The 13,033-nt window shown below is 65.0% G+C and carries 12 protein-coding genes; 7 read left to right on the top strand and 5 right to left on the bottom strand.

The window, feature by feature from the left end:
* Positions 1-2 precede the first annotated feature (2 nt).
* A complete protein-coding gene (locus tag K940_RS0102240; RefSeq protein WP_028476176.1) occupies positions 3-2,468 on the bottom strand; it encodes a glycerol-3-phosphate 1-O-acyltransferase in 2,466 nt (821 codons plus the stop codon).
* Between the two features lie 202 nt (positions 2,469-2,670).
* Between K940_RS0102240 and K940_RS0102235 the strand changes: the two genes are divergently transcribed.
* Complete coding sequence (locus K940_RS0102235) at positions 2,671-3,981, top strand: salicylate synthase (protein ID WP_028476175.1); 1,311 nt, start codon at positions 2,671-2,673, stop codon at positions 3,979-3,981.
* A 24-nt stretch (positions 3,982-4,005) separates the two neighbouring features.
* Here K940_RS0102235 and K940_RS0102230 read toward each other — a convergent pair whose 3' ends face one another.
* Positions 4,006-5,571 (bottom strand): (2,3-dihydroxybenzoyl)adenylate synthase, encoded by a 1,566-nt coding sequence (locus tag K940_RS0102230; protein ID WP_051406806.1) that lies wholly within the window; start codon positions 5,569-5,571, stop codon positions 4,006-4,008.
* A 339-nt stretch (positions 5,572-5,910) separates the two neighbouring features.
* On the opposite strand from K940_RS0102230, the gene K940_RS0102225 reads away from it, so the two are divergent.
* The 4 genes from K940_RS0102225 to K940_RS0102210 all read left to right on the top strand — a co-directional run bounded on the left by K940_RS0102225 (position 5,911) and on the right by K940_RS0102210 (position 9,322).
* Positions 5,911-6,789 carry an oxidoreductase gene (locus tag K940_RS0102225; RefSeq protein WP_028476173.1) on the top strand — a complete coding sequence of 293 codons (879 nt, stop codon included), beginning with the start codon at positions 5,911-5,913 and terminating at the stop codon, positions 6,787-6,789.
* A 190-nt stretch (positions 6,790-6,979) separates the two neighbouring features.
* Positions 6,980-7,450, top strand: a complete 471-nt coding sequence (locus K940_RS0102220) for a carboxymuconolactone decarboxylase family protein (RefSeq protein WP_028476172.1) — start codon at positions 6,980-6,982, stop codon at positions 7,448-7,450.
* Between the two features lie 53 nt (positions 7,451-7,503).
* Positions 7,504-7,974 (top strand): carboxymuconolactone decarboxylase family protein, encoded by a 471-nt coding sequence (locus K940_RS0102215; RefSeq protein WP_028476171.1) that lies wholly within the window; start codon positions 7,504-7,506, stop codon positions 7,972-7,974.
* 256 nt (positions 7,975-8,230) lie between these two features.
* Entirely contained in the window at positions 8,231-9,322 is a 1,092-nt protein-coding gene (locus K940_RS0102210) for a 3-deoxy-7-phosphoheptulonate synthase (protein ID WP_028476170.1), read from the top strand.
* 61 nt (positions 9,323-9,383) lie between these two features.
* On the opposite strand, the gene K940_RS0102205 is transcribed toward K940_RS0102210, so the two are convergent.
* Both K940_RS0102205 and K940_RS0102200 read right to left on the bottom strand, forming a co-directional pair.
* Positions 9,384-9,944 (bottom strand): dihydrofolate reductase family protein, encoded by a 561-nt coding sequence (locus tag K940_RS0102205; protein WP_028476169.1) that lies wholly within the window; start codon positions 9,942-9,944, stop codon positions 9,384-9,386.
* Positions 9,945-9,975: 31 nt separating this feature from the next.
* Positions 9,976-11,166, bottom strand: a complete 1,191-nt coding sequence (locus K940_RS0102200) for a pyridoxal phosphate-dependent aminotransferase (protein WP_028476168.1) — start codon at positions 11,164-11,166, stop codon at positions 9,976-9,978.
* A gap of 184 nt (positions 11,167-11,350) precedes the next feature.
* Here K940_RS0102200 and K940_RS0102195 point away from each other — a divergent pair, with 184 nt between their 5' ends.
* The gene (locus K940_RS0102195) at positions 11,351-11,539 is read left to right on the top strand and encodes a hypothetical protein (protein WP_028476167.1); all 189 of its coding nucleotides are present in this window, start codon (positions 11,351-11,353) and stop codon (positions 11,537-11,539) included.
* Between the two features lie 166 nt (positions 11,540-11,705).
* Positions 11,706-12,332, top strand: a complete 627-nt coding sequence (locus tag K940_RS26680; RefSeq protein WP_051406827.1) for a GNAT family N-acetyltransferase — start codon at positions 11,706-11,708, stop codon at positions 12,330-12,332.
* Between the two features lie 37 nt (positions 12,333-12,369).
* Here the strand turns inward: K940_RS26680 and K940_RS0102185 are convergent, their stop codons facing one another.
* Entirely contained in the window at positions 12,370-13,020 is a 651-nt protein-coding gene (locus K940_RS0102185; RefSeq protein WP_028476166.1) for a LysE family translocator, read from the bottom strand.
* Between the last annotated feature and the right edge of the window lie 13 nt (positions 13,021-13,033).

Below are 13,033 nucleotides of genomic sequence, written 5' to 3'. Positions count from 1 at the left end.
GCTCACCATGGCTCCCTGTTGGACGGGTCGAGTGCGGCGGCGCGACCGATATGCATTCCGACCCGACGCAGGCGCTCGGCGAATTTCCTTCTGCGCTGGATCAATTCCGTGCGCAGTTCCGCTGCGTCCTGTGGCACCCTTTCCAGCAGGCGGTAGTTGTCGGCGAGCTCCAGGGCGCCGGTGAACAGCTCGGTCGAAACCGATTCCGGACTGTGCAGCCGCTGCTGCAACATCATCTGTTTGCCGACCGAGACACATTCGGTGATGAAGGCCGCACGGTCGATGGCGTCGACGGGGTCGTGAGCCGCGAGTCGTTCGGCGACCACCAGCTGTGCGTCGATGAACGACCGCAATACCCTATGGGCCATCATGAATCCTGTGGCACTGAGCTTCGCCAGGATATCCGAGCCGAGAGTGTCCCGGCGCGTGCGGCTGTACCAGTCCGGATCCACCAGCAGCATCTCTGCGCCCATCTGGTCGGCGAACTCCCCACGCTCGGGGAAGAAGAACTCGAACTTGAGCAGGTCGCGCAACCTGTATGCCTCGTCCCACCCGGTTCGCAATGCGTCGGCGGCTCCGCTGTCGACCGCTGCGAGGACGGCGAGCTCGAGGATGGCGCGGTTGACGAACCAGTGCACGGCGCTGTTGCGGTAGAACGCGGCTTCGAGGTGCGCGCCGGGAACGATCGAATACACCGGCTCGACCCCACCGCGGTACACAGTGACCACTTTGGCCAGGGCGAGTTGTTCCAGCACGACGGCCAGTCCTTGCTCGTCACGCAGAGCGTCGAGTTTACCGCCCGGCAAATCCCGCTGGTCGATGTAGCCGAGCACCGGCGCGAGTGTGGTGCGCACTTCTCCGAGAGTGAGGGCCCGGCCCTGGATACCCAGCAGAGCCAGCGTGACCAACGCGTTGACCGTGATCGGTGTCACCGCGTTGATGCCGACGGCGACTTCGAAAGCCAGCCGTTGCACCGCCCTGCGCTCCACATCGGAGGTGTTCGGTGTCGCACTGCCGACGGTGTCGGCTTCGCCGGGACCCGGTGGTGTCGGCTCTACCTGGTGTAATGGGATGGTCACTGGCGGGGTGACGAGTGGATCGCCGTGTGCAGACAGCCGGTCACGCACCGACAAAGGATTGCCGAAACGCACATACACCTGCCCGGCCGAGTGCTGTTGACTGCGGACATAGCGGGCAAGCCACGTCAGGCCCTCGGGCTTCTTTTCACCACCCACCTGTTCGGTGGCGATGGCACCGAGTTCGTTGAGTCGTTCGTAGGTGATCGAGACCGGGACCAACATGATGTCGTCGACCCGATTCGACCGGATCGCCGCGGCCAAGTAGTTCAACAACCCGTATCGAGGTGGGCGTAGTTTGCCGGTGCGGGTGCGACCGCCCTCGAAATACCACTCTAGATTGAACCGTTTGGTCAGCAGGTAGACGATGTACTCTTCGACCACTGCTTTGTACACCTCGTCGTCACCGAAGCTGCGCCGGATGAACACCGTCCCGGTCCGCCGCGCGATCGGACCCATGGGCCAGAAGCTCAGGTTGGCCCCGCCGATCACATGGTTGGGTGGAAAGTCGTCGTGGGCCAGCACATCCCCGAGAACGAACGGATCGACATACGAGCGGTGTGACGGCAGGAACACCAGCGGGAACCGGCGGTTGAGGTCGCGTAGGGCGATCAGGCCGGACTCATCCGAGTCCACGTTCCAGGCCGAGGCGTGCACCGGGCGCATCGCTCGGGTGAACAGGTCGGAAACCAGCCTGCTCTGGGCTGCGACGACTTCGTTGAGCGATTTCTCCGCGCGCCGAAACACCTCGTGCGGACTCGCCTCGATCCGGTCGGCTACCAACTCGAGTCTGCGCTGGACATCGGTCGAGTCCAGAATTTCTTCGGTCACCAGGCGTGGCACCTTGTACCGGTCGCCGATAACCGTGCGCTCGGCCCGCTCGAGTGCTACGACGGCGGCGCGCACAACGGCACGGGCGAAGGGTTCTGCGGAACCTTTGCCGAACAGCGCCGATGCTTCGGGATTGTTGGCGCGTAGTTCGCTGAGGCGGGCGGGTGCACCGGTCAGCACTCGATGGCGATCCGGGTACTTGGCGACGACCCTGCGTTGCGCCACTCGGTGGGGCCTGCGTGGGTTGGTCAGCAGCGCCAGGTCGGTGAAGGTGACTCGGCGTACGCCGTCGCGTTCGCGCGGCAGCCACAGCACGCGCACGGGCACCACCAGTGGATCGTCACGTCTGCCGACGAGGCGGGCGGCGACAGCCTCCTGTGTCAAGTCCACTTGAGTGACCGGTGCGTCGACGCCGACTTCGTGGCCGATACCACCGCCGGCCAGCCAGCTGCCGACGAGTTCGCGCTCCACGCGGGTGGCGGCATCGATCAACGCCACCACCGAGTGTGGTTCGGGCTCGGAGCGGGTGGTTGTGGGTGAGTTTCCGCGGTGACCGATCATCGATGTTCTTCCCTCCGCAGACAGGTGCCGTGCACCGCTATTCAATCCCGTCGGGTGGATTCTGCGCAGGTACTCGGCGCGTCGAGTTCTGTTTCGCCCTGCGGGCGCGGCCGTGATTCGCGGCGTAGGCAGAGCCTGGAGGTGATTCAGGTAATGCTAACCTTACTTGGTTGGTTAGGTCAGGGTAACCTTTGGAGGATCGTTGTCGACTACGGAACGCCTACGAGTTGAGTATGTGACCGATCCGGCGGCAGCGATGTCGGTGCTGGCGGGTGCGGATCGATACGGCGAATACGTCATCTACGAGCGCCCGGGGGAATGGGTTTTCGCCGCCGATCCCCTTGGGGGTATCGAACTGGACGCACGGGAACTGCGGGTGACCTGGGATGGCCGTACCACGGCCAGCAGCTGGGCGGGCAATCCGGCGGCGGTGATCGATCGCGCGCTCGGCATGCTTCCTCTCGACGGGCGAAGTGCCTACGGTTGGATCGGATTCGAGTTCTGCGCTTGGGCTTTCGAGGCAACAGGGCATGTGCCGGCACGAACGGCGTTGGCACATCTGATGGTTCCGCGCATCGAGGTGCGAGTCGGTGAATTCGGTGTCCGGGTCTCCGGCGCGACTCCAGAAGAGACCGCCGATCTCCATGATCTGGTCGCGCGGTCGCAGACCGCGCAACTGCCGCAGGCGCATCCGATCGACGTCCGTGCCGACCCGACCGGGTATCGCAGCCGGGTGGCCGAGGCGATCGGCGAAATTCGGGCCGGGCGGTACCAGAAGGTCATCTTGTCCAGAAAGGTCGAACTGCCGTTCGCGGTCGACGTTCCGGCCACCTATCGGCTCGGTCGGGCGCACAACACTCCGGCGCGGTCTTTTCTGCTGCGGCTCGGCGGCCTCGAGGCGGCGGGTTTCAGTCCCGAACTGGTGGCATCCGTGGACGACGAACGCATGGTGACCACCGAGCCATTGGCCGGTACCCGCGCCTTCGGCCGTGGTACGGCAGCCGACCGAGCGGCAAGAGCCGATCTGGTCGCCGACCCGAAAGAGATTGTGGAACACGCGATCTCGGTGCAGACCGCCTTCGCGGAGATTACGTCGGTCGCGGACCCCGGCACGCCCGCGGTGTCCGATTTCATGGCCGTGCGCGAGCGCGGCAGTGTGCAGCACTTGGCGTCCACGGTACGTGGGCGGCTGGCTGCCGATCGATCCAGCTGGGACGTGCTGGAGGCGCTGTTCCCATCGGTCACGGCCTCGGGAATTCCCAAGCGCGCGGGCATCGACTCGGTGTTCCGGCTCGACCACGATTCCCGCGGTCTGTACTCCGGCGCGGTGCTCGTCGCTTCCCCGAGCGGCGCACTGGAGGCGACTCTCGTGCTGCGCGCGGTGTATCAGGACACCACGGGAGCGTGGCTTCGCGCCGGCGCCGGCATCGTTGGTCAGTCCCATCCGGAACGGGAGTTCGAAGAAACCTGCGAGAAGTTGGGCAGCGTCGCGCCGTATGTGGTGAAGGCCTGATACGGCCGACGCGTGCTCCTCGGGTCAGCGCATGGCGCGCAGCGCTTTCTTGTCTATCTTGCCCACGGCGGTTACCGGCAGTTCGTCGCTGCGGCGCAGAATGTCGGGCAGCTTGTATGTGGCCAGGCCGCGGTCGGCGAGGAAGGTTTTGATCTCGGGTAGCGACGGCATCTCGTCGTCCACGACGAGGACGGCACAGACCTTCTCCCCGAGCGCGGGGTCCGGCAATCCCACCACGGCGGCGTGTCGGACCGCGGGGTGAGTGAGCAGATGCTCTTCGAGTTCGTCGCAGGAGATGTTTTCGCCACCCCGGTTGATCACGTCCTTGATCCGACCGGATACCACGAGGTGACCACTGGGTAGGCGGCGGACGAGATCACCGGTGCGGTAGAAGCCGTCCGGAGTGAATGCTCGCGCATTGTGTTCGGGCGCGTCGTAGTAGCCGCGAATCGTGTACGGGCCCCTGGTCAGCAGTTCGCCTTCGGCGCCGGGCACGACGTCGACACCGGAGGAGTCCACCACGCGGATCTCGTCGGCCGGTGACAGTGGCGTGCCCTGACTGCCATGGATCAGCTCGACCGGGTCGTCGAGTCGGGTGTAGTTGAGTAGTCCCTCGGCCATTCCGAACACTTGCTGCAGGGTCGCGCCCAAGGACGGCGTCACTTCTCGTGCGTTGATTTCGGCCAATCGCGCGCCGCCCACCTGCACCAGGCGCAGTGAGCTCGTGTCGGCCTCCTCCCATTCGGTCGCCGCGCACCACAGCTGGGCCAGCGGCGGTACCACTGCGGTACAGGTGACTCGATACCGCTCGATCGCCGCGAATGCGGTTTCCGGACTCGGGTCGCCGAGGAGTACGACCGCGCCGCCGACGGCGATCGTGCCGAGGATGCCCGGGCAGGCCAGCGGAAAATTGTGCGCAGCCGGCAGAGTTGCCAGGTAGACGTCGTTTTCGGTCATCGCACACACTTCGGCACTCGCGGTTGCGTTGTAGGCGTAGTCGTCGTGCGTGCGGGCGATCAGCTTGGGTAGGCCGGTGGTGCCACCGGAGACCAGCATCAGGGCAATGGTGTTCGGATCGACCTCGGGGAGCTCGCCCGCCTCGCGCGGGATCGAGGTCAGGTCGACGAAGGGGCCTGGGTCACCATGTACCAGCACATGTCGCAGGCTGGGCACCGTGGCCTGCACGCTCCTGGCCAGCTCGCGATAGTCGAAATCGTTCACCCGGTCCGCCACGATGTAGCCGACCGCTCGCGAGAGCTGCGCCAGATGCTCGACTTCGGCCCGACGGTGTGCGGGCAGACTCAGCACGGGGACGATCCCGGCGCGCAGCAATCCGAACAGGACGGTGACGAACTCGGGAACGTTCGGTAGCTGGACCACGACTCGGTCACCGGGTGCGATACCGAGCGCGAGGAGTCCACGAGCCGTCCGATCCACTGCGGCATCGAGTTCGGCATAGGTGTGCACCGCGGCGGTATCCGCGGTGTCCAGCAGTGCTGGACGCAGCGGATACCGCCGGGCGCTGCTGCGCAGCAGATCTCCGAGTGGTCGTCCCGTCCAGTACCCCGCGGCGCGATACTTCGCGGCCATGTCCGCGGGAACTGGGACATAACCTGCGGGAAATGGGGCCTGGCCGTCGTTCGGCGTAGTCGATGGGGTAGATGCGGAAGTCACGGTTGCCTCCCAGTAGCTCGAACCGAAGGTCCTTGGATAGGTTAGGCAACCCTATATCTCGATGCCATCTCGATGTCGAACGGCCGCCTGGATGCGGGAATCGCCGGTGCGTCGTCGGTTCGTCGGGTCGTCGGGTCGTCGGGTCGTCGGGTCGTCGCAGCCCACCCGGCGTCGCACCTCGGGCGGGTGTTGAGCTGGGATTTCCAGTTCTGCCATGAGCTGTGCCGGCTGGGTACGGGGACTAGACTCGAGCGCATGAGCAGGTGGGGTAGGTCGGAGATCGGTGACCAAACCGGTCGGACATTCATTGTGACCGGGGGCAATGGCGGGCTGGGAGCGGAAACGGTCCGCGCGCTGGCCACGGCCGGAGCGGATGTGGTGCTCGCGTGTCGCAGTGTGGCCAAGGGTGAGCAGGTGGCCGCGGAACTCGGCGGGCGCGCACGCGTGCGGGAGCTCGACTTGGCGGACCTGGCCTCGGTCCGGGAGTTTGCCGAGGGGGCCGACCGGGCAGATGTGCTGATCAACAACGCGGGTGTGATGGCACTGCCCGAGAGGCGCACCGTCAATGGGTTCGAAATGCAGATCGGCACGAACCATCTCGGCCATTTCGCGCTCACCGGATGGCTGTTGGACAAGATCTCCGAGCGGATCGTCACCGTCTCGAGCTACGCCCACCAGATGGGCGAGATCGACATGGACGACCTCAACTGGGAGCGGCGCAAGTATCAGAGATGGTCGGCCTATGCGCAGGCCAAGTTGGCCAATCTGCTGTTCGCTCGCGAACTGCAACGCAGATTGACCGCAGCGGGTGTGCCGAAGATCTCGGTGGCCGTGCACCCCGGCTACGCGGCCACCGAGTTGCAGTCGCATACGGAGACGATCCAGGACAAGATCCTGGCGGTGAGTAACCGGCTGATGGCCCAAAGTGCAGCCATGGGAGCGCTGCCGACACTGTATGCTGCGACCGCCGACGTCGAGCCGGGCGGCTACTACGGGCCAACCGGGTTCGGCGGCATGCGGGGGGCGCCAGGGCCAGCGAACTCGTCGAAGGCATCCAAGGACGAGCAGCTCGCCGGCGAGCTGTGGGAGCTGTCGGAGAAACTGACCGGCGTCGTCTATTCGTTCAACTCCTAGCTGTTCGTTCGGCCTAGCTGTTCGTTCGGCCTAGGTGTTTTTCGGCCTAGGTGGGCGTAGGTGTTCGTTCCGCACTGTGTGCACTGAGCGGTGCGTGGATCCGATCGCTCTCGTCGACCGTGCTGTCACAGATCTGTGCGCTGTCTCGTCTTGTCGATGAACCCGATCGAGACAGCAAAGGACGGACATCATGGAACGCCGGATGGACCTGCACGCCAACGCCGTCGCAGGGAGCTTCCTCAAGCGACTCAATATGGCAACCAGGGTGATCAAGGACTCCGCATTGCCCGCCGCCACATGGGAACTGGTGAAGATTCGTGCCAGTCAGATCAATGTTTGTGGGTGTTGCTCTTTTATGCCTCTGGTTGACGCCGCGCACGCCGGCGAGACATCCGTGCGGCTCAATATGGTCGCGGCCTGGCACGAGGCGACGGTTTTCACGCCGGCCGAGCGGGCGGCGCTGGCGCTCACCGAGGAAGCCACCCGTATCGGTGACGGCCGGTTCGTCAGCGACGAGGCCTGGCAGCAGGTGCGTGAGCACTACGACGACGACCAGGTCGCGGCGTTGATCGCGGCCATTGCCACGATCAACGCCTGGAACCGGATGTACCTTGTCGCGCGTGAGCCGGCTGGCGCGTACGTGCCTGGTCAGTGGGGTTAGCGGTCACCACCCCACTGGTGACGACCCGATCGAGACAGCAAAGGACGGACATCATGGAACGCCGGATCGACCTGCACGCCAACGCCGTCGCAGCCAGCTTCGTCAAGCGACTCAATATGGCAACCAGGGTGATAGACAACTCCACTCTCCCTGGCGCCACCTTCGAGTTGGTGAAGATTCGTGCCAGTCAGATCAATGGTTGCGGCTATTGCACCGATATGCATACCAAGGACGCCGCGCACGCCGGCGAGACATCCGTGCGGCTCAATATGGTCGCGGCCTGGCACGAGGCGACGGTTTTCACGCCGGCCGAGCGGGCGGCGCTGGCGCTCACCGAGGAAGCCACCCGTATCGGTGACGGCCGGTTCGTCAGCGACGAGGCCTGGCAGCAGGTGCGTGAGCACTACGACGACGACCAGGTCGCGGCGTTGATCGCGGCCATTGCCACGATCAACGCCTGGAACCGGATGAACGTCATCGCGCGTGAGCCGGCTGGCGCGTACGTGCCTGGTCAGTGGGGTTAGCGGTCACCCTCTCAGTGAGGCCTGCGCTGCGCGAGGCATCGGTGATCGGTGCGCCCCGGCGTCTGGTGTGCATCGAATGGTCTCGGGCTGGTACTGTGCCCGACGTGCAGCGCGTGTATTTCTGGTTTAGCAAGCCGGCCCTGGGTGGGCTGGTCTGCGGCCACATGAGCTGACGACTTCCGCCCGAGCCGGATCATGGACCGGCTCGACGGTATCGCTTCCGTGGGTCGGCCCCCAGACAAAGGAAACCCACGAGATGACAACCGCAGCCGAGATCGACGCGCGGCATTCCGATTTGGATGATCGACGCACTCGCACCATCAGCCCGCTCCGCTCGCCGGCCGAGGTGCGCCACGCACATCCGATCACCGATACGCTCGCCGAGACGGTCCGCACCGGACGCCAAGCCACCATCGACGTGTTGAACGGCGCCGACGATCGCCTCATGGTGATCGTCGGCCCGTGCTCCGTGCACGACCCCGCGGCGGCAGGAGAGTACGCGCGCCTGCTGGCGGCCACGGCCACGCAGCTCCACGATCGGTTGCACGTGGTGATGCGGGTCTACTTCGAGAAGCCGCGCACCAGCCTGGGCTGGAAAGGCCTGATCAACGACCCGCATCTGGACGGTTCATTCGATGTCAACACTGGTCTGGGTATTGCCCGGGAATTGCTGGTCGATATCACCGGGCTCGGGCTCCCGGTGGCTTGTGAATTCCTGGATCCGATCACCCCGCAATACATCGCGGATCTGGTGTCCTACGGCGCGATCGGAGCTCGCACCGCGGCAAGTCAGGTGCACCGGCAACTCAGCAGTGCGCTGTCGATGCCGGTCGGCATCAAGAACGGTACCGACGGCGATGTCCAGGTAGCGGTGGACGGCGTGCGGGCCGCGGCGGCGAGTCATGTCTTCCCGGGCATAGACCTGGATGGTCGTTCGGCACTGATCCGCACCACCGGCAACCCGGATTGTCACGTGATTCTGCGGGGCGGCAGTAAAGGCCCGAACTACGATGAGGCCTCGGTGGCCGAGGCGTGTCTACGGCTGGAGAAAGCCTCGTTGCCGCAGCGGATCGTGGTGGACGCCAGCCACGGCAACAGCAACAAGGACCACGCCAAACAGGTCGAGGTGGTCGCCGATATCGGGCGCCGATTGGCCGCGGGCGAGGCCGGTGTGGTGGGCGTGATGTTGGAGAGCTTCCTGGTCGCGGGTCGCCAGGACCTCACTCTCGGCCGCGCGAACGAGTCCACCTACGGGATGTCCATCACCGACGCGTGCCTGGATTGGCAGACCACCGAGCGGCAACTGCATCTCCTGGCCGATGCCGTGCGCGCCCGCCGCGATCGCTGAGTCCCGATAGCTCGGGCGACTCGCATCCGACCCCTCGACCGGATGCGAGTCGCGTGGGCGTTCACTCCTCGGCGGCAGGCCGAGTGAGGCGGTAGCGCAGCTCGGCGAACTGGCCGGACTGCGTGACACCGGCCAAGTGCATGCGGGCAGCCGAGATGCGTCGTGGTAACAACGGAGCGCCGGCGCCGAGGGTCACCGGAGCCACGCTCACATCGACCTCGTCGAGCAACCCCGCGTCGGCGAACTGCCCTGCCAGTTCGCCGCCTCCAACGATCCAGATATTGCGATCACCCGCCGCAGTGGCCATTTCGGCGTGTACCGGCTCGACTGTTCCCGAGACGAAGCGTAGGTTCGCACCAAGCATGGTGGGCAGATCTCGGTGGGTGAACACCCAGCACGGAAGATCGCCGTACATCGTGTGCCATGTCTCGGGTGGTTGGTTGGCCATGACCCACTCATAGGTGGTCGCCCCCATGCACATGGCACCGACCTGCCCGAAGAACTCGGTGAACCCGGCATCCGCTTCTGCGGCGCCCTCCACGTCGAACAGCCAACCGAGCGAATTGTTCGTATCGGCGATGTATCCGTCCAGGGTAGTTGCTGTGTGGTATTGCGTAACCATGCGGGATACCCTGCCAGCAAACCTTGACAGCTTACGACAGTGTTTGCTGGGTCACCTCACCAGCTCGCAAGCGGCGGACGCCCTCGTCGAGGGTGGAGGCGCGCTTACAGAATGCGAAACGAACCAGGTGATCCCACGCGGCGGTATCGTCGGTGAGCACACTGACCGGCACTGCCGCGACACCGAGTCGTTTCGGCAGCTCGCGGCAGAATGCCAGACCGTCGCCGTCGCCGAGTGGGGTGATGTCGGCGCAGACGTAATACCCGCCCGCACTGCGCAGTACCCGAAGCCCAGCTTCGGCCAGTGCCGCCGACAGCCGTATTCGTTTCGCGGACAACGTATCCCGCTGGTCAGCGACCCACTCTGCTTCATGGTCGAGCGCGTGCGCTACCGCAGGTTGGAACGGGCCGCCACCCACGAAGGTCAGAAACTGCTTGGCCGCGAGCACGCCATCGATCAATTCGGCGGGCCCGCACGCCCATCCGATCTTCCACCCAGTGGCACTGAAGGTCTTTCCGGCACTGGACACCACGATCGTGCGCCCACTCATTCCCGGTAGCGTAGCCAGGCTGACGTGCTCGGCCTCGTCGTAGACCAGGCGTTCGTAGACTTCGTCGGTGAGTACCAGGATGTCGCGCTCACAGGCGATGTCGGCGATCGCTTGCAGATCGACCTTTCCCAATACCGCGCCGGTCGGGTTGTGTGGCGAGTTCACGACCAGCATCCGGGTGTTCGGGGTGATCGCCGACCGCAGGCTGTCCACATCGAGTACGAAACCGTCGCCATCAGTGACCATTCTGGCCGTACGCCGTCGCGCGCCGGCCATCGCCACGGCAGCGGCATACGAGTCGTAGTAGGGCTCGATCAGCGCGACCTCCTGGCCGGGCTCGACCAATCCGAGCACGGCGGCCGCGATCGCCTCGGTAGCGCCCACTGTGACCAGCACCTGCGTGTTGGGATCGTAGTGAGTTCCATAGCGGCGGGCGCGATCGGCCGCCACGGCCTCGCGCAGGACCGGCATGCCGCGACCGGGTGGATACTGGTTGAGGCCCTGGGCAATAGCGCGTTGCGCGACGTCGAGCATGCCCGACGGGCCATCGGCGTCCGGAACTCCCTGGCCCAGGTTGATCGCATGATGCCGTACGGCGAGTTCGGTCATCTCACCGAAAATCGTCGAGGCGAACGGGCGCAGGCGGGCGGCGATCTGCGAGTGGGCGGGCATATCCGAAGACTAGCTGTGCGCTACTTCCCAGCGCGCAGTATTGCTATCTAATAGCGAATGCAAACGTTTCACATTCGTTCAGTGCGCTTACCCGCATGGTTGCCCGTTTTCTGGATGTCAGCTAGTCTCGCCGTGTTTTACCTCACACCATCCGCCGTTCGCGGATATCTCGAAAGGGGCGTAAATGGCCTCCTATCTCGACCTCATTGCGAATCCGGCCGCGTCGGAGGTCGCCGGGCATGCATTGGGATTTTTCCGGCACGTAGCCAACGAGATGATCGAAAGTTGGGGGTTGGGCTCCTCGACACCGGACTGGGGCCTCGGCTCCTCGACCGGTAACCCAGGTCTGGGATCGTCCACCGGTAACTGGTAACCCAACCGGTGGTCGCACCCCGCCGGTGGTGGCCGGCGGGGTGCGACGAGGTTTCCAGCTGGTCGCTATTGGTTGCGATGAGCCGAAACCGTGGATTGACCGATCTGCTCATCAGTCGAAATATATTCGGATGACTGGGCGCACCAGTCCATGCCACCATGGCGCCATGGACCGTAAGGTGTTGTCGAACGGGGCGATTTGGCTGTCACCGCCGACAATGAGCGACGTGGACACCATCACCGCGTGCTGCCAGGATGCGTCCATCGGGGAATGGACCACCATCCCTGTTCCGTATATGCGAGACAGTGCCGTCACCTTCATCGAGGGCAAGGTCGACCCCGGGTGGTCGGCACGTACGCCGATCTGGGCGGTGCGGCTGCAGCCCGACGGACCTGTCGTCGGCACGATCGGTTTGGTCGAACTCGACGAGAGTGCAGCCGAGATCGGGTTCTGGTTGGTTCCCGCCGAGCGTTCACAAGGCTTGATGGCCCAAGCGGTGAATCTGGCCTGCGACTTCGGTTTCGATGCCCAGGGGTTGGCTCTGGAGCGTATCGATTGGCGCGCTTTCGTGGGAAATTATGCGTCTGCAGCGGTCGCGCGCCGCACTGGATTTCACTACGAGGGTATCTCCCGCCTCGGCATACTTCAGCGCGGTCGCCGCCGTGACTGTTGGCGGGCCGCTCGATTGCGCACCGACCCACCCGGACCGGCCAGCGGTTGGCCCGCCGAGTTCGAGCGTTCCACCCCCGTCGCGGTGCCGCCCGGCGTCGCCGACCGCATGTCCGGCTTGTAGGGCGGCGGTGGGTGGGTTCTGTGAATGGCGTATCGGCTCAGACCGATCGGGACTCGAGACGGCTGGAGTCGGTGGCCAGCAGGGCGGCGGTGGCACCGAGAAGGGTGCCGGTCACGTAGCGCTGCGTACGCAGCCACAGCGGCCGCTCGGCAAGGAAGCTCGCCAGGCTACCCGCGCCTGCGATGATGAGGACGTTCACGGTGAGGTCCACCGCGATCTGCAACACACCCAGGTACAGACTCTGTAGCCACACCATGCCATGCTCCGGGGTCACGAACTGCGGGATCAGCGCCATGTACATGATCGCGATCTTCGGGTTCAGCAGGTTGGTGACCAGTCCCATCGTGAACAGGCGTCGTCGTGGGTCGGTGGACACGGTGGCAGGCGTGAACACCGAGACACCTCCGGGTCGCACGGCCTGCCAGGCAAGCCATCCCAGGTAGGCCGCACCGGCGAGCTTCACCGCGAGATACAATCCGGGCACCATCGTGAACACTGCGGTGATGCCTACGATTGCCGCCACCAGGTACACCGCGAACCCGGCGGCCACCCCCGCCAGCGACACCAAGCCCGCTCGTCGGCCTTGCGACACGGTGCGTGACACCAGGTACATCATGTTCGGCCCCGGGGTCAGCACCAACCCCATCGCCGCCACAACTACGCCCACCACTGCCGTCATCTCGATCACGCCGACGATCGTG

Source organism: Nocardia sp. CNY236 (assembly GCF_000482385.1).
Classification (GTDB): domain Bacteria; phylum Actinomycetota; class Actinomycetes; order Mycobacteriales; family Mycobacteriaceae; genus Nocardia.
The sequence above is the reverse complement of the archived record's forward strand: the minus strand, read 5'-3'. Positions and strand labels throughout refer to the sequence as shown.